Source organism: Brevibacillus porteri, from assembly GCF_003013475.1.
GTDB classification, from domain to species: Bacteria; Bacillota; Bacilli; order Brevibacillales; family Brevibacillaceae; genus Brevibacillus; species Brevibacillus porteri.
The window spans coordinates 63174-80572 of record NZ_PXZO01000007.1 but is presented as its reverse complement, the minus strand read 5'-3'; the positions used below and the strand labels follow the sequence as shown (position 1 = coordinate 80572).

At 48.5% G+C, this 17399-nt stretch carries 16 protein-coding genes; 13 read left to right on the top strand and 3 right to left on the bottom strand.

Annotated features, from left to right (window positions below; translation table 11 throughout):
* Nucleotides 1–51: 51 nt before the first annotated feature.
* Nucleotides 52–1824 carry a CotS family spore coat protein gene (locus tag C7R92_RS06300; RefSeq protein ID WP_106833585.1) on the top strand — a complete coding sequence of 591 codons (1773 nt, stop codon included), beginning with the start codon at nucleotides 52–54 and terminating at the stop codon, nucleotides 1822–1824.
* 33 nt (nucleotides 1825–1857) lie between these two features.
* Nucleotides 1858–3006 carry a glycosyltransferase family 4 protein gene (locus tag C7R92_RS06295; protein ID WP_106833584.1) on the top strand — a complete coding sequence of 383 codons (1149 nt, stop codon included), beginning with the start codon at nucleotides 1858–1860 and terminating at the stop codon, nucleotides 3004–3006.
* A 239-nt stretch (nucleotides 3007–3245) separates the two neighbouring features.
* Here the strand turns inward: C7R92_RS06295 and C7R92_RS06290 are convergent, their stop codons facing one another.
* Nucleotides 3246–3890, bottom strand: coding sequence for a hypothetical protein (locus C7R92_RS06290; RefSeq protein WP_244195660.1), 645 nt, complete (start codon nucleotides 3888–3890; stop codon nucleotides 3246–3248).
* Between the two features lie 176 nt (nucleotides 3891–4066).
* Between C7R92_RS06290 and C7R92_RS06285 the strand changes: the two genes are divergently transcribed.
* The 5 genes from C7R92_RS06285 to C7R92_RS06265 are packed head-to-tail and all read left to right on the top strand — an operon-like array spanning nucleotide 4067 to nucleotide 9090.
* The gene (locus C7R92_RS06285; RefSeq protein ID WP_106833582.1) at nucleotides 4067–5104 is read left to right on the top strand and encodes a DUF7847 domain-containing protein; all 1038 of its coding nucleotides are present in this window, start codon (nucleotides 4067–4069) and stop codon (nucleotides 5102–5104) included.
* Nucleotides 5097–5723: a DUF4129 domain-containing protein gene (locus tag C7R92_RS06280; RefSeq protein ID WP_106833581.1), complete on the top strand. Its 627-nt coding sequence runs from the start codon at nucleotides 5097–5099 to the stop codon at nucleotides 5721–5723. Before C7R92_RS06285 ends, C7R92_RS06280 begins: the two co-directional genes overlap by 8 nt.
* Entirely contained in the window at nucleotides 5716–6840 is a 1125-nt protein-coding gene (locus C7R92_RS06275) for a DUF4350 domain-containing protein (RefSeq protein ID WP_106833580.1), read from the top strand. The genes C7R92_RS06280 and C7R92_RS06275 overlap by 8 nt, the downstream gene beginning before the upstream one ends.
* Before the next feature lie 8 nt (nucleotides 6841–6848).
* Nucleotides 6849–7769: an AAA family ATPase gene (locus tag C7R92_RS06270; RefSeq protein WP_106833579.1), complete on the top strand. Its 921-nt coding sequence runs from the start codon at nucleotides 6849–6851 to the stop codon at nucleotides 7767–7769.
* Nucleotides 7720–9090 (top strand): DUF58 domain-containing protein, encoded by a 1371-nt coding sequence (locus tag C7R92_RS06265; RefSeq protein WP_106833578.1) that lies wholly within the window; start codon nucleotides 7720–7722, stop codon nucleotides 9088–9090. The genes C7R92_RS06270 and C7R92_RS06265 overlap by 50 nt, the downstream gene beginning before the upstream one ends.
* Here the strand turns inward: C7R92_RS06265 and C7R92_RS06260 are convergent.
* Complete coding sequence (locus C7R92_RS06260; RefSeq protein ID WP_017249415.1) at nucleotides 9057–10037, bottom strand: stage II sporulation protein M; 981 nt, start codon at nucleotides 10035–10037, stop codon at nucleotides 9057–9059. The two genes, C7R92_RS06265 and C7R92_RS06260, sit on opposite strands and share 34 nt — an antisense overlap.
* A gap of 79 nt (nucleotides 10038–10116) precedes the next feature.
* On the opposite strand from C7R92_RS06260, the gene C7R92_RS06255 reads away from it, so the two are divergent.
* The 6 genes from C7R92_RS06255 to C7R92_RS06230 all read left to right on the top strand — a co-directional run bounded on the left by C7R92_RS06255 (nucleotide 10117) and on the right by C7R92_RS06230 (nucleotide 16669).
* Entirely contained in the window at nucleotides 10117–10941 is an 825-nt protein-coding gene (locus tag C7R92_RS06255) for an RDD family protein (RefSeq protein WP_017249414.1), read from the top strand.
* Between the two features lie 137 nt (nucleotides 10942–11078).
* Nucleotides 11079–11585 carry a coiled-coil domain-containing protein gene (locus tag C7R92_RS06250; protein ID WP_017249413.1) on the top strand — a complete coding sequence of 169 codons (507 nt, stop codon included), beginning with the start codon at nucleotides 11079–11081 and terminating at the stop codon, nucleotides 11583–11585.
* Complete coding sequence (locus C7R92_RS06245) at nucleotides 11566–12645, top strand: phosphodiester glycosidase family protein (RefSeq protein WP_106833577.1); 1080 nt, start codon at nucleotides 11566–11568, stop codon at nucleotides 12643–12645. Before C7R92_RS06250 ends, C7R92_RS06245 begins: the two co-directional genes overlap by 20 nt.
* Before the next feature lie 167 nt (nucleotides 12646–12812).
* Nucleotides 12813–14846, top strand: a complete 2034-nt coding sequence (gene ggt, locus C7R92_RS06240) for a gamma-glutamyltransferase (RefSeq protein WP_106833576.1) — start codon at nucleotides 12813–12815, stop codon at nucleotides 14844–14846.
* A gap of 27 nt (nucleotides 14847–14873) precedes the next feature.
* Nucleotides 14874–15746, top strand: a complete 873-nt coding sequence (locus tag C7R92_RS06235; protein WP_106833575.1) for an NAD-dependent epimerase/dehydratase family protein — start codon at nucleotides 14874–14876, stop codon at nucleotides 15744–15746.
* 101 nt (nucleotides 15747–15847) lie between these two features.
* Entirely contained in the window at nucleotides 15848–16669 is an 822-nt protein-coding gene (locus C7R92_RS06230) for a M15 family metallopeptidase (protein ID WP_069849399.1), read from the top strand.
* 61 nt (nucleotides 16670–16730) lie between these two features.
* On the opposite strand, the gene lepB is transcribed toward C7R92_RS06230, so the two are convergent.
* Nucleotides 16731–17291, bottom strand: a complete 561-nt coding sequence (gene lepB, locus C7R92_RS06225; protein ID WP_106833574.1) for a signal peptidase I — start codon at nucleotides 17289–17291, stop codon at nucleotides 16731–16733.
* Nucleotides 17292–17399 lie beyond the last annotated feature (108 nt).

Sequence of the window (17399 nt, the reverse complement as noted above, 5' to 3'; positions counted from 1 at the left end):
AGCTTATGGAGAAGGACGAAGGCATCACCACAGTAGTGTGGGGGGAATGGAATGGAACAATATGTGATTAAGCCATGGGATACCCGAGAAGGGAATGTGGAAACGCCGGCTAACTGGGATATGACAGTGCCACCGGAAGTAGATGCGATCGCAGAACAAGTGATCAAAGAGTACGACATGTCGGTGAAGAGTCGTACGCTCATTACTTCCAAGCCAGACAAAGGCGGGGCTATTTGGCGCATCGAAACAGATAAAGGTCCGCGCAGCCTAAAGGTACTGCACCGTACGCCTGAACGCAGTCTCTATAGTGTGGCTTTCCAAGAATACGTCGTCAAACAGGGGGCAAGGGTACCAGCATTGATTCCTGCCCGAAATGGCAGTCTATTTGTGGAAAAAGGCGGGAAACTCTGGATTGTTACCGATTGGATTGCTTTGCAACCGGCAACAAAAGTAGATTTGGTAGGCGCGCAAGAACTTTGCTACGGTCTTGGTGAATTCCATCGTCATTCGAAAGGCTATATTCCGCCCGCAGGAGCCAAAAACTCTTCCCGTTTATATCGTTGGCCCAATCATTATCAAAAGATTGCCAAAAAAATCGGGTGGATGCGGGAAGTAGCAAAAGCCTACAGTGAAACCCCAACAAGTAAATCCATTTTGGCCGTCGTTGATCACTATGAACAGCAAGCATGGGCAGCCTTAGAGAAACTAAAAACCTCTTCCTATCCGAAAATGATCAAAATGGGAGAGGCGCACTGGGGATTGGTGCACCAAGATTACGGCTGGTCAAATGGTCAAAATGGTCCGGGAGGGCTTTGGGTCATCGACCTGGATGGCGTGTCGTACGATTTGCCATTTCGGGATTTGCGCAAGCTCATCACCAGTACGATGGATGATATGGGCGTCTGGGATGTTACCTGGATGCGCGGCATGATCGAAGCCTATCATAAGGCGAATCCACTGGATCGCGAATCGTTTGAAGTGCTCTTGAATGACATGGCAGTGCCAAACGAATTTTATAAGCACCTCAAAGAGATGTTTTATGATCCCGCAATCTTTCTGTCGACGGAAGCGGAAGGCATTTTGCAGCGAGTGTTGACGGGGGATAAAACGAAAGATGCGGCATTGGCAGAACTTGCAAAAGATATCAGCAAATACGAACCGGGCAACTATGACCAAATAACGGAAGTAGTTGAACCGCAAAGGCTGGCGTCAGGTATCAAGGACTTCATACCTGTTGCGGTATCCACTCCACCGACAGAGTCTTTGGTAGAGGTGCTGAAAGACGAAGAGTCCAAGAGCAAGGTGTCTAAGGTAAAAGAGTCTAAGGTGAAGGTATCCAAAGACAAAGAGTCCAAAGTCAAGCAGCCTGCAAGCGACAAAACGCCAGTTATACCGGAAGAAAGCCAGCAAGAAGGGGCAGAGGCAGAACAAAGCACTACTCGCAGAACTCGAATCTCATTTTCGGGAAATGTTCCTTTTACGCCATCAGCGCCACTCGCTACAAGCGAAGCACGAAACCTCGTTCGTCGAAACAAAAAACGGGGGATGAGCTCAGCTGTCTCAAAAAGCAGCCATAAGTCAAGCAAGGCTCAAAGAAGAGTAAAGGTCTCTATCAATGTAAAAGCCAAACCACCACAAGCAAAACCCGCAAGTCAAGCAGGGAAAAGCAAAAAAGGAACTGTGTGGACATCTAAACAGCAGTCCCGGACCGTCACTTCCAACAAGAGCAAGAAAGTTGCCAAGGCGGCGAAATCAAGCCGTAAATTCATCAACAAACAGATGAAGAAACAGCGTCATAAATCAAAGAAGACGAGAGGCAACTAATGTAAGAAGTCGGAACGGGAAAGGAGAATACGGATGAAAGTTATTATGGTCTGTACAGAGAAATTGCCAGTCCCTCCTATACGAGGGGGAGCGATTCAGACTTATATTGCAGGGATTGCAGATATTCTAGGGAGGCATCACGAGCTGACTATCCTGGGAACGTCGGATCCCACACTACCGAAGGATGAAAAAGTTCGCAATGCACGTTATGTGCGGGTAGATGGTCAAGGGGTGTTCGAGATTTATGCACGCGAAGTAGCCGCTTTCCTGAGTGCGAACAACTATGATGTTATCCATGTTTTTAACCGACCGCGGATGGTTCCCATCATTCGTGAAGTATGCCCGAACGCACGTATCATTTTAAGTATGCACAATGATATGTTTGATCCGGTAAAAATAGGGCAGGCAGAAGCTGCTAGAGCCGTTGCTGAAACAGAACGCATCATCACCATCAGCGATTATGTTGGCCGGGTCATTGCCTCGCTATATCCCGAAGCCGCAAACAAGCTTCGTACGATTTATTCAGGTGTGAACTTGGAAACGTTTGTTCCGGTCGAAGGATCCAATACGGCGAAAAAGATTCGTCAGGAACTGCGGTCGACGCACAATCTTGGCAACAAACAAGTGATTTTGTTTGTAGGACGATTGACGCCGAAAAAAGGGGCCGACATTCTGGTTCGTGCGATGAATGAACTCCGCTCCTACCATTCCAACATCGCTCTCGTCTTAGTAGGAGGGTCCTGGTACGGTGAAAATAAAATCAGTGACTATGCAGCATATGTACGATCATTGGCGAATCGTTCGCCTGTTCCGGTAATTACTACGGGATTTGTTCCGGCAGATCAGATTCACCACTGGTTCTGGGCGGGAGACGTTTTTGTCTGTCCTTCGCAATGGGAGGAACCACTGGCACGTGTTCATTATGAAGCGATGGCTGCTGGTCTGCCATTTGTAACAACAAAGCGAGGTGGAAATGCTGAGGTGATCATCGGAGGCAATGGACTGTTGGTCGAGCAGCCGGAGGACCCTCAAGCGTTTGCTGTACAGCTGAAACAACTATTGTCCAGCCGCGATCTCCAACGTCAAATGGGGAGAAGCGGACGCCAGCTTGCCGAACAAAGATTTACATGGGATCGAGTCGCAAGAGATGTGTTGGACGTATGGAACAACAGGGGTAGGTAAAACCAAAAAGTGAATGTTATCAGCCCACTTCCCTGAGAGATCGGAGAAGTGGGCGTTTATTCATACCTTCGGGACGAAAGAGACGTGCAAAGTTCTGCTAGAGTGGACAGGCCTGTCTGAACAAAAGGGCTCGTCCCACATGCCTATTGTACGAAATGGGGGAAGATGCGGGGAATCTACTACGCACAGACTCCCCGCATCTTCAGGTAATCCTGAAGCTCCTTAGAATATCAGCTTGTTCAATTAGGTTCTGCATTTGGAATAATCGCGACGATGTGGGTGATAGGAATAAGAATAGAGGCTCCCTTTGTACGTGAGGAGGGTAAGGTCTGTAATTCAATGATTCCTTCGTCCACTCTAAGAAGCTTGCCGACTCGGTAAGAACGACTCTCAGGTCCCCAATCCGTCGTGAGTAAGATCTCCACAAGCTGATCGTTTCTCATACATTTGCTGAGTTCTTGACGAAGCCCTTCTATACATACTTGATCAGCCGATTCTTCTGTTTCGACATCTACCTTCACTAATGGTGCAGGGATGACGATTGGCTTCGGTGCTTCTACTTGTACAACAGGTGCTTCTACTTGTACAACAGGTGCTTCTACTTGTACAACAGGTGCTTCTACTTGTACAACAGGTGCCTCTACTTGTACAACAGGTGGCTCTACTTGTACAACAGGAGCGTCTACATGTACAACAGGTGCTTCTACTTGTGGAATGGGGGTGGTCACATTCACTTGAGGTGCGCGAACGTGGATACGGGCAAAACGGCGTAGTTGCCTGAGCAGACTATTGGATTTGCGTTTGGTAGATCGCTTCTTGCAGGGGCAGCAGCGGGCTTGCTTTGCTTTTAGTTTCTTCTTTCTCAATGCTTTCAAAGGCAACACCCTCCTTACTATGCATGCAATATCATATTCAGCAGGGTGGCGACCGCATTGGACTAACACCTGATTTGACAAAATCAGGCAGGAAAACATTAGCAAAATTAGATGATTTTTTTAAAAAAATAGGAAAATCGTGTATACTTATCAGGTAATCTCAAAAAGAAAGATGGAGGTTTCTCATGAATCGTACGCCGATTGCCCCCATGGGAGTGGGGAAGCTGTTGGACAAGAGCTTTTCTGTGTATCGCCAGCATTTTGGAGCATTCTTTTTGTTGGCTTTAATTTGGTTCGGTCCATTGTTACTCCTGCAGCAACTGCTTTTGGTTGATCTGACCAGAGTGCCTTTGCTCGCACAAGATACAGAAGGTATGGATTTTGCAGAATCGTTAGGCGCAAGATTTGCCGGACAAGAAGAGTTTATGACACAAAGCCTTCCCATGTTGCTCCTATTCGTATTCCTTGTCGCACCGATCCTTATGATCATCGCCTATCCGCAAATGATTTCAGGTTCGATTTTACTGACGAAGGCTGCTCTCGAGGGAGAGACCTTGAGCTTAAAAGATGCTTTGAAGGGGGCACTTCGTCGATTTTGGCCGCTCGCGGGTAGTACTTTCCTATATGGAATAATCGCGTTTGCAGCGTCGACAGCATTTGTCATCGCATATGGATTGATTTTCGTCATGATCGCCTTCGCCGGTGGGATGACATTAGAAACCATGTTTGATCCGTCAGATGAAGGCAGCATTGTGCTTATGGTCGTTTTAGTTTTATTTGGCTATTTATTCTTAATTGCTGGGATGATGCTCGTACCAGGCTATTTCTTAATTCGTTGGGGTTTTTATATGCCGCTCGTTCTGTTCGAACGCGATGGTGTCGGAATCGGTCAGAGCTGGAATATGACAAAAGGAAACTTTTGGCGTTTATTCGGTCTTTTTGTTGTTCTTAGTGTGATCTACTCGATGTTCTCTAGCGGCATACAATTAGTACTCACTGGCGTCTTAGGTACATCTATCCTCGCGCAAATTATTCTGGTTGCACTTACCTGCCTCTTGACCCCTTGGATGGCCATTGTTTACGCGTTGGCTTACTTTGATCTGCGCGTGAGAAAAGAAGGGACAGATTTACAAGAGCTAGTAAGCCGTCAGCTTGCCACATCTGCACCAGTAGAACCAGCAACGCCTACCCCTGCACAAGAGCCGGGAGTTACTCATGATTAGCACGAGTCCTTGGGTAGATGACAAGGAGCATTTACAAGAGATTTTAGCCAGAGACGAGTTCAATTTGCCCCAAGGCAGTGGCGAGAACTGGATTCAAAGAGCGATGGAGTTTGTGATCGAGTTGCTCGCCGATCTTTTTCAGTGGACTCATATTCCAACTGGTGCTGCTAATACCGTATCTACACTCGTGCTCATTATGGCAGTACTGGGACTGGTCGGCATCATTTACTGGTTGTTCCGCAGAATGATTTGGGTGCAGAAGAAGCATCGACCGCTGTTTATGGACGGTGAAAAAATACGTTCTCATGCAGACTATTTGCGTGACGCGAAAGAAAAAGCAGCGCGAGGAGAATGGCGGGAAGGAGAACGCTCGTTGTTTTTGGCGTTGTTGGTTTATATGCAAATGAAGTCATGGGTTCGTGTGGAGAAATGGAAAACGAATTGGGAATACGCAGAAGAAATTGAGGCAAATCAACCGAGCTTACGCGATGTGTTCGGCAGCTTCGCACGAGAATTCGACGCTGTTTGGTACGGGCAAGCACTTGTTGATGAAGGGTCGTTTTGGCAACGTGTAAACGAACTGGAAGGCATCTGGCGCGAGGAGGGACAGCATGGATAGTTTGCGCACCTATCGTGTCGGAATAGTTGTGGCTACCTTGTTGCTCGTCATCGTGGGCTGGTTGATCGTCAAGCCTACAGCTGAGCCTCTCCCACCGTATTTGGCTTCATCTGCACAGCCGAGCGGACTCAAGGCTGTGCTCGTACTCCTGGAGGAAAAAGGCAAGCAGGTAAAGGAATGGCGGCAGCCTATGCGTTTTTTACCAACAGCAACTGGGCAGGCCATGCTCGTAGTAGAACCAGAAAAACTGATGCCAGAGGAACAGATAGACATTCTGGATTGGGTCAGTGAAGGCAATGAACTGATTCTCTTTCAGTCGAGACCAGAGTGGGAAGATCTTCCCTTTTATACGGAGTACATCCGGGAAAAAGAAAATCAGGAGCGAAACATTCAGGGACCTCTCGTCCAGGGCAGGTTCATGGGCAAAGCAGAGACCTCATTTCGATTTTTAGAAGATGAGGACATGGAGCCACTACTCTACGACGATCAGGGGATACTCGGAGGAAGAACAGAAGTAGGAGATGGCAGTGTCACGTTTTTTCTCGTACCGGAATGGCTAACCAATCAAAAAATTGATCGACTGTCCCACTTTGAAGCGATCTGGCCGTATGTACAAGGAGACTGGTCCGTCCTTTGGGTAGACGAATACCATCACGGCTTGCAGGAAAAACCAGGTTTTCTGGCGATCTACCCAGGCTGGCTTATAGCTGCCTGCATTCAACTCGGTATCCTGCTTTTGCTGTATGTGTGGTGGAGAGGAAAACGTTTCGGACCGGTCTATACGCTTAGGGAATGGACGGTGCGCCGTGGTGATGAGACGTTGCTCGCCGTGTCTAGCTGGTATGAGCGAAGAGGGCTGGCACAGGATGCGTTGCGCCATCGAGAAGCGTACATGCGACAGCTGTTGTACGATCGGTGGGGAGTGCACCAACGAGCTGATCGTGTGGAAATCATGCGATATGCCAAAACAAGATGGACAAATCAAGAGGTAGAGAAATTCGCTGATCTGCTAGAACGACTGGAACAGGCAAAAAACGAAGGGCGATACTCGCCAAAGAGCTTGCTTGCAGACAGTCTTTTGTTGGATGAGATTACGAAGCGTCTGGAGAAGGAGTGACAACTACTGTGGAGCAATTGTTGCAACAAATGGAAAAAGAGCTGGTTGGTCAGCGCCAAAATGTTCGGTTACTGCTAACAGCTTTGGTTGCCGGCGGGCACGTTTTACTAGAAGGTGTACCCGGTATCGGAAAGACGAAAATGGTAAGGACCTTATCGGAATTGATGGGGGGCGTGAGCAAGCGCGTCCAGTTCACGCCTGACATGATGCCATCGGACATTATTGGTCATGTGGTGTTCAATATGCAGCAGAACCAGTTTGAGACAATCAAAGGTCCTGTTTTCGCTAACTTATTGCTGGCGGACGAGATCAACCGGACTCCCCCGAAAACCCAAGCCGCCCTTTTAGAAGCAATGGAGGAAGGGCAAGTGACGATTCATGGTGTCACCTATCCTTTGCCAGATCCGTTTTTCGTCGTCGCCACGCAAAACCCGGTGGAGTACGAAGGGACGTATGTGTTGCCGGAGGCTCAACTTGATCGCTTTTTGTTCAAGCTAACAATGTCGTATCCTTCTCATGAAAATGAAAAGCAAATCCTCGCCAAACATATTCCCAATAAGCGCAGCCACGAGCGTAATCAAGAGACGCTCTTTACATGGGAGGCGATTTTGGAGAAGCGCCGCCAATTAGAAGAAGTGGTTGTGGATGATTCGATTCTGGAGTACATAACGACACTGATTCGCAATACACGCGAAACGAAGCGATTACTCTTAGGTGCCAGCTCTCGTGCCGGTATCGCCGTGTTGATGGCGAGTAAAGCCTGGGCACTTTTGGACAATCGCAAGTTTGTGACGCCTGATGACGTGAAGATGGTGGCCCGCCCCGCATTGCGGCACCGACTCATACTGTCACCGCAGGTAGAATTGGAGGGGGGTACCAGTGACCACATCATCGAAGAGACGCTGGCGGCTATTCCAGTTCCTCGCTGATTTTTTGGCAAACCGTTTTGTCTTGCCATCCAAGAGACTGCTTGTGGCAGTTTTGCTAGGCACACCCATCGCGATCGTCGGATTTCTACTGGAGATTGGCTATTCGACATTCTTTTTGTACAACGGTTTACTCCTGATCGCTAGCATCTTGGATTGGGTTACCATCCCTAAGCGCCGAGACTTGTCGATCCAGCGAATTTTGCCTGAGCAGACGGATATCGGACAATCGTTTTCGATCGAGCTTGAACTGGCGAACAGAAGCGGGCAATCCGTTGCGTACTCTATCGTAGATGATCTTCCGCTGTCATTTGAAGAAGCCGGACCGATCACAGGTGTGATGGAGCGCCCCTTAACCAACCTAAGTTTTGAAACAAGAGGAACAGAACGCGGAGAGTACGTGTTCCGCTGGCTTTACATGCGGTGGCATGGCAAGCTCGGCTTGTGGTATCGCCAAAGCCGCTTTGCGTGTGAACAAATGATTAAGGTATACCCTGACCTTTCAGCCGTTCGTGGCTATTTGGCTTCGTTGCAGGAGAGCTTGATCGTCGACGGGAAAAAAATCATGCGCAGGGCGAAAGCGGGTACGGAATTCCATGCGATCCGCGATTACGTCCCTGACGATGATCCTCGGATGATTAACTGGTCTGCTTCAGCACGCTCCCGACGTCTGATGACGAACCAATATCGCCCAGAGCATGGCAAAGTGATTACCATTTTGATCGATTGCGGCAGGTTGATGGGCGTCGAGCTGGATAACCAGACGAGACTGGATCGATCGCTGGAGTCTGCTCTCACGTTAGCGGCAGTGGCATTGCGTCAAGGAGATCAGGTAGCGTTACTAGCCTATTCGCATGAGATCAAGACGTACATACCTCCAGGCAGAGGGCTGCGCCACTTGCACACCCTTTTGGAGGCAACCTACAACCTGACGAGTGATTTTGTAGAGGCTGATCCGGCGAAGGCGCTTGAATTTTTGAATCGCCAGCAGAAGAGAAGGAGCTTGGTGGTACTTTTTTCAGATATGGAAAATTACCTTGTCGAAGATCAGTTGAGCAATTATTTGTGGCGGATGCGCCGTTCGCATTTGATCTTGCTGCTGTCTTTGGCAGATCCGCTTCTGCATGAATGGAGTCATATAGCCACGAGCAACAGCAGCTTGGCGTTTACGAAGGCGGTAGCTCAGCGGTTGCAGCTCGATCGCAGGGCGTTTCAACAAAAAATGATCGGCGCGGGTATCCAGGTACTGGACGTTCCGGCCGATCAATTGACGCTGACGGTTATCAATACTTATTTGGACATCAAATCAAGAGAAGCTTTGTGAGAATCGGGTCTGTATCCGAGGAGGTACCAGGCAATTAGCAAAAGCAATGTGCCGACAGCTACGATGTACTTGGCTTCGAGTGAGAGGCTCGATGGAGTGATGTAGCCCTCGATGATTCCCGCGATGAACAAGAGTGGGATAGTAGCCAATAGCAGATGCGCAGATTCTTTTGCCGCCTCCAAAAATTGATGTTTTCGAGCGTAGCGGCCGGGCACAAGCAGGCGGTACCCCATGTGAAGACCTGCTCCGCCAGCAATGAAGATGGCAGTCAGCTCGATCACGCCGTGTGGCAAAATGTAGGCCCAAAACGCATAGCTGCTATCTGCCTGATAGTAGACGGCTGCCAAAGCGCCAACCAGAAGGCCATTGAATAAGAGAAGGTAGATGGGGACGATTCCGAATGTAATTCCACTGACAAAGGCCAGCATCGCAACTTTGATGTTGTTGGTCATAATCATCGTGGAGATGACCGGACTGTCAAGAGAGTCGTGCCCTTCTCCTAGCCTGGATGGATCGATCTGCTCAGCCATCCCTTGAGGCAATACATAATACAGGTTGAGTGGATCGACCATAACGGCAGCAAAGCCAGAAATACCACCAATGATGAAGAGAAGCGCTGCCACACCAATGAAGCTCATTCGCTTATGTACGAGACCCATCAGGTAGCTGCCAAAGAAATGCTTGAGCTGCTGCCAGCTGCCTATTCGCTGCTTGTAAGCTAAATTATGTGCACGTAAAACGAGTTGATTTAAGTAGAGCGTGATCTCGTCTGCAGGATGGTAGGAGCGCACATAGGCCAAATGAGCAGATGTTTTCTTATATAGTTGTGTCAGGCGATCAATATCGGTAGCACTGATGTGCCGAGGTTGTCGGGTAAAACGCTCCACTAATTGTTCCAGTTCGGCCCAAGAGGCTTTATGCTTGTGCCAAAACGAGGTAATATCCATGTATAATGCCTCCTTACATTAACGCGTGTTTCAAAACTAGAAAAAACCTCAAAGTTTCGAGGGGGGGAAGAAAACCATCATGAATGAACCGACATACGTCAGTGGGTCAAATCGAGAAGCTTCTGTCGTGACACCCGAGCATGTTATGCTGCGATTTCAGACGGCAGGTCTAGGCAGCCGCGCCACTGCGATGCTGATAGATACAGGAATCTTGCTCCTGGTTAATCTTACTGTATTTATTTTGTTTGGTATAGTTTTATTTGGAAATGAAGATGATTTTTTCCTGGATTCTGGCAACTACGCGTTGGCCATCGTCCTGCTGGTTATCTTCGTAGTGAATTTTGGTTACTTTTGGTTACAGGAAGCACTCTGGGGCGGACAGACCGTTGGCAAAAGGCTGGTCGGAATCCGGGTCATCCGTGAAAACGGACAGCCTGCGACGTTTGTTTCCTCGACGATCCGGAATCTGTTTCGCATCATTGACGCAATGCCAACTGGTTATTTTCTCGGGGCGCTCGTATGCTTTTTCCACCCCCGTGATAAGCGAATTGGCGATATGGTAGCGGGCACAATTGTCGTGGTAGAGTCTGGACAGCGATCGACTCTTTTTCAGAAAAAGAAAGACAAACAGCCAAACGGCTTTGATTTGAATCATGCGCTACTCGTGCTTGAAGAGCGCCAAAAACAGGCGATCACCCGAGAGGACTGGCAGCTGCTTTCCTCCTTCATCAGCAGATCATCTTCTTTATCTCAAGCGAAAAAATATGAACTCGGGAATCAAATTGCCAGCATCATGCGCAAAAAATTAGAGCTTGTTGACGAACAGACCACCAAGGAAGACCCGATCCTGTTTTTGCAAAGACTGCACAATCAGCTGCAAAGCGAATTTCAACTCCGAAAATAAAGCGAGATACCGCCAAATAAATGGCGGTATTTTCTTTTCTCGACTTATTTATCCATTATTCAGCAAAATGCTGATTCAAAAACTTTCTATGTTATAATGAAACCTCACTCTATGTCACAGAAAGGAGGAGGGAGCCGATGGACGACAAATACATGGGAACGTCATCGACTTCGTCACCCACACTGCCACTCCCGGCAAACGGGAAGCAAAAAGGAAGACGCAGAAGAGGCAGCCTTTTTCAGGCATTGATTCCCTCCCAGACAGAAGGTAAGCGTCCTTTACTACCGATCGTTTTGGCCGTTCTGGTCTGGGTAGGACTCGCCTACGCTGGATATGCCTTTGCTGTTTATACGTTGGACAAGCAACAGCAATTTGTGAACCAACGAATTGATCAAATTCAAGAAGATAACCAAAAGCAGATGAAGGCATTGGGAGATCAATTGACTCTGGTGCAGGAAGAAATGCAAAATGTCCAGAAGGGTCTGGGAAATCTGGAAGAAGATCTGGCATTGACGGGTGAAACCATTGGTGGCACGAACAAGACCAAAGAAGCTCTGCAGGATCGGGTTGACCAGCTCAACAAACAGCTGGTTGATTTGAAAGCATCTCTGAAAAAATTGGAGGATGCAGCCCGTGCTTGGTAAGATCAACCGTTTCTTTCTCTTTCTGTTGGCGCCTGCTCTCGGTTTTTTGGTCGCTTTTGGGCTGGATAATCCAGTGGACAAGCTCCAGACAGAAGGCCTGAAGCTTCCTTCTGCCGTAGCGAAGAGCCAAGCAGATGAGCTGGGGGAACGGCTCAACGACACCAAGGTGCAGCTTCGGAATGTAGAAGTCGTCATCGAAGACATCCAGGATCGCTCGAAAAAGGAACAGAAAGAATACGAGCAACAAAACAAGAACATCAGCAGCGCACTTGAAGCGAGCAAATCCCAGACGCAAAAATCTGCGGATGTATTGGACACGATTTTGTCCAACATGCTTGGCAAGCCGATCGGTCAACACTTTGGGAAAAACTCGACAGTAAAAGTCTATTCCCTGCAAGAAGGTGGATACCGCGGTTATATGGCCAAAGTTCGCCTCAATGATCCGAAAGCGTTGAAAATGGTGCTGGCCAACAACTCCGTGAAAAGTAAGGGAGAAACGACGAGTCAAGCTGGTAAACGTACAGGAGCCATTCTTGCGATCAATGCAGGCGGCTTTATGGCGGACAAGCAGGGCAATCTGACTCCGTTAGGTATTACTGTTGTTGACGGCAAGATTCGAACCTTTTCCAATAATGCGAAGCTGAGCTTTGTCGGCTTTAACAACAAAGGTCATCTGGTCGGAACAAGCATCAAGACGCAGGCGCAAATTACGCAACAAGGGATATTGCAGGGAGCGAGCTTTTTGCCGCGTCTCTTGCAGGACGGAAAGCGATTGCCTATCCCTCGTGAATGGGCGAATGCACGTCAACCGCGAACACTGATCGGCCATTTCGACAACGGCGATTTGCTGCTGATTGTCATTGATGGAAGACGAGATGGCTGGAGTAATGGTGTTACGCTGGAGGAAGCGCAAAGAAAGCTACAAGAGTGGCATGTCGTGGATGCGTATAACCTCGACGGCGGCGGCTCCAGTGCGTTTTATTACAATGGCAAGCTGCTGAACAAGCCTTCTGGCGGCAAAGAACGACGCGTGGTGAGCAATTTGGTCATCATGCCATAAGCAAAAATCGCAACACTCTTCTGTGAGACGACAAGTCTTGCTGCAGAAGAGTGTTTTTTTCTGTAGAGAAAAGTTTGCCTAGGCAACTGTGAATGTGGGTTGACCTTAAAAAATGCTGAAAATTATAATAATAGGTAGAAGTAATGAAATGGAATAGGAGGGATCGCATGAAAAAAGGGATGTTGGTTGCTCTCTCGATTGTTTCCGTGCTTTCGTTTCCTCATTTTGCTGTAGGAAAAGTCCCAGGTGTGCCAGCAGGTGTGCAAGGAGCTACAAAAGGAATTGTCGCGGTCTCTCATCCAGCAGCGGCGCAGGTCGGTAGAGATATCTTGGCAAAGGGCGGCAATGCGATTGACGCTGCGGCTGGGATCCAATTTGCTCTGAATGTGGCAGAACCGTATATGTCCGGTATCGGCGGCGGTGGTTTCATGATGATTTATGTGAAGGATCAGAACAAAGTGACGGTGATAGATAGTCGGGAAGTGGCGCCTGCCAAGGTGACTCCCACTATGTTTTTGCGGGCAGATGGTTCGCCGATCCCATTTGAGGAGAGACATACGAGCGGTCAGGCCGTAGGTGTCCCAGGGACATTGCTGGGTGTAGAGCAGGCGCTGGAATCGTATGGGACATGGGACTTGGGAAAAGTGATAGAACCGTCGATTGAATTGGCGGAAAAAGGAGTTCGCATCAACTGGGTGTCCGCTCAATTTATTGCCAATTCCATGGAAAAGCTGAAAAAGCACGGTACTGCTGCACAGGTGTTTGCGCCAAACGGAGTTCCACTCAAAGAAGGCGAGATGCTGGTTCAGCCCCAATTGGCGAAAACGTTGAAGATCATCCGCGACAAAGGCTCGGATGCCTTGTATGAAGGGGAAATTGGCAAGGCCCTCGTCGAGGAGGTACAAAGAACAGGTGGCACCATGACACGCGATGATTTGCAGGCGTATCAAGTGAAAGAGCGTGAACCAGTCCGTGGCATGTATCGCGGATATGAAGTGATTTCGATGGCACCACCCAGCTCTGGCGGCTTGACACTTATTCAGATTTTGAAGCTGATGGAAGGCTACGATAACAAAAAGGACGGAATCGGGTCGGTGGCCTATTTGCATCATCTGATCGAAGCCAACCACCTCGCCTACGCAGATCGGGCGGCTTATATGGCGGATGAGGACGTTTATCCGGTACCGAAAAAGGGGCTGATTGCAGACGAATACATCAAGGAACGACGTCAGCTCATTCGTGAAGAAACTGGGAATGCCAATATAGTGGCAGGAGATCCTTGGAAGTACGATCCTGGCAAAAAGCCAGAAGTGTCCATGAAACTGAGAGATCAATCTCCGGTCAAGCAGACCACGCACTTCTCTGTGATGGACAAATGGGGGAATGTCGTTGCGTATACGACCACCATTGAAGATATTTTTGGCAGCGGTGTGATGGTTCCTGGTTATGGCTTCATGCTCAATAATGAGCTTACAGATTTTGACGCGATTCCTGGCGGTGTCAATCAGGTCGAGCCCGGCAAGCGTCCACGTTCGAGCATGACACCAACTATGGTGCTAAAAGACGGGAAGCCTTTTTTAGCAATTGGCTCACCTGGTGGCTCCACGATTATCGCCTCCGTATCGCAGACGATTCTCAATGTGATCGATCATGGAATGGAAATTGAGGATGCGATCCGTGCACCACGCATTTTTTCTAGCAGCTATCCGAATGTGACGTGGGAAGCGGGCATTGACCAAGATACCATCCTGCAATTGATGGCAAAAGGTCACGTCTTTGCTGAGGAACCGTCGAACATTGGCAACGTCCAAGCGATTGTGTACGATTTTGAAACAGGAAAAATGTACGGCGGAGCCGATAACACACGCGAGGGTACTGTACTCGGGGTCGATGCCATTGCGTATACGGCTGCTCAGCCAATGCAGCCTCTAAGAGAAAAAGAAGGCCCCTTTGATTTACGAGTAAACGGCAATGTCTACCCATATACAGCAGAGCAAAAAGTGATGATAAATGGAGTAGCGTATGTTCACGCCAAAAAGTTGCTGTTAGGGTTGGGACAAAAAGTGACGTCCTTCCAGTCTGATGTGGTCATGGTGCAGGGAATTCCTTACTTGCCTGTCAAAAAAGTTGGCGAGAAGCTGGGCTATACGGTCATGTGGAAGGAAGGAGAGCGGTCCATCGAGTTGAATAGCAAAAAGTAGGCTGATCAAGGAAAGGATGTAGCAAAAATGAAGAAAGTACTTATACTCGGAGGAACGCGATTTTTTGGAAAGCGATTAGTCCAGCTTCTCGTTGAAGCTGGGGCAGACGTTACTGTGGCAACGAGGGGGCTTTCCCAAGTGGAGTTGCCTGCCTCTGTCAAAAGAATGACGCTTGATCGCGATAACGTCCATTCACTAGCAGTTGCAGGAGAAGAGCAATGGGACGTGGTGTATGATAACATCTGTTATTCCTCCCAAAATGCAATGGATGCGTGTAAAGTTTTTCGGGGCAAAGTGGGGACGTACGTTTTGACCTCTACCTTGTCCGTCTATGATTATGCAGAGGAACCATTACGGGAAGAAGCATTTGATCCATACACGTATGAAATCAACCAGAAAACGAGAGACGAGACAACCTATCAAGAGGGGAAACGTCAAGCAGAAGCCGTCTTTTTTCAGGAAAAGGCCTTCCCTGTCGTAGCTGTTCGTTTTCCAATTGTGCTAGCGGAAGACGATTACACACGTCGGCTATGGTTTCATATTGAGCATGTGCAAGAAGAGCAACCGATTGGAATCACGAATCCCACTACCCGGATGTGTTTCATACATGCACAGGAAGCAGCTCAATTTTTGGCATGGGTGGCGACAACGTCCATCACAGGGCCAGTGAATGCGTGCTCGGATGGGACTGTTTCGCTTGCTGAGCTGATGGAGATGATTGGGCAAACAGTCGGAAAACCTGCCCGAATCGAGCCAACGACAGATGCTTCTGATGCGTCTCCCTTTGGATTTGTAGCATCCTTTTACATGGATAACGGGAAGGCTAAGGCCGCGGGCTTCCCGTTTTGGTCGTTGGATGAATGGTTACCAGCGCTTGTCAAAAAACTAAACGAGGAATAGACCTTTCGAAAAAGCGTGACCTATCTACCTTTTCTTTCGTAGTACTCCATGGTAAGGTAGAGCAGAACGTATGTGTCTGTAAGGAACCAGGAGGATCGATCATGAACAAAAATCGCACCAGCAGCCTTGCGATCGTCGCAGCACTATCAGTAGCACTACTCAGTGGATGTGAACCTCCCTCATTAAGTGGATTGTTATCCAGCGAGTCGAATGGACAGTCCACGGGTGAGGGAACGCAGTCAACGACAGTTGAGCCAAATAACGAGGAGACAGCACGTCCCCAACGGGCATCTCTTGCAGAGACGATAAAAGATGTGGATGGAGTGCCAACCGTTACGAATGAAACAGAGCTCTCGGTTGTCGTAAATAAACAGCGGGCACTGCCTGCCGATTATATTCCACCGGATTTGGTGGAGCCGAATGTGCCGTTTCCTTTTGATGAAAAAGTGGAGAAGCGATTGCTGAGAGCAGAAGCTGCTCAAGCATTAGAAGAGCTGTTTGCCAAAGCAAAGACAGAAGGTATCGAACTGTATGCTGTTTCTGGCTACCGCTCGTATAAGACCCAAAAATCGCTGTACGAAACGTATGTAAGGACGCAAGGTGCTGAACATGCTGCTGCCTACAGTGCCGTACCTGGAAAGAGCGAGCATCAGACTGGTTTAGCTATGGATGTGTCTGGATATGATGCAAGTACACGCTTGGAAGAATCCTTTGCTGAGACACCTGAAGGAATATGGCTGGCAGCCAACTGTGCAGACTTTGGGTTCGTCATTCGTTATTTGAAGGGCAAGGAAGATACGACTGGATATGCGTATGAGCCTTGGCATTTGCGTTATGTTGGGAAGGAAATGGCGAAAGAAATTATGGCAGGTGGCCTTACTTTGGAGGATTATTTTTCTGAAGCGGCAATTGCCCACAAATAGCGCCATCGAAAACAAAAGAGCCGCCCCGATAAGGAGCGGCTTTTTGAAGTCTGGATAAATGCTAACGTGGGAGACGGACCTGGGACAGCGGCCAGTATACGACTTCTGCGCGTCCTACTACATGATCCAGTTGAACAGGGCCAATGACGCGGCTGTCCATGCTGTTGTTGCGATTATCCCCCATGACAAACACGCTGCCCTCAGGAATCTTCACAGGATCAAAATCTTCGGTTAACGTCACACCTGCTGTAGAGGTTTTGAGCTTGTTTTCGACCAGATACTCTTCGCTGAGAGGTTGGCCATTGACATACACTTGATCATTTTTGGCTTCAACGGTGTCTCCAGCTACTGCGACCACGCGCTTGATCCAATTGTCGCCAGTTGCATCTGGATGAACGATGACGATATCGCCAGGCTGCGGTTCTTTGAGGTAGTAAATCGCTTTGTTTACGATGACGCGCTCGCGGTCATGCAGCGTACTTTCCATGGAACGCCCTTGGACAACGTAGGGAGCCATGACAAAGACGTAGATAAAAGCAGTTAATCCGCCAATCAAAACAAACGATTTTAACCAATCGAGCAATTCCACTTTCCATTTTGAGGTAGGGTTGGTTTGTTCCATTGAAATTCTCCTATGTATGTAGATTCTGTGGCAAATATGCCTGGGTCAAATGCCTCGTGTGTATAAGGCTGTCTTCCCATTATACATGCTTTACGAATGGATACGAAA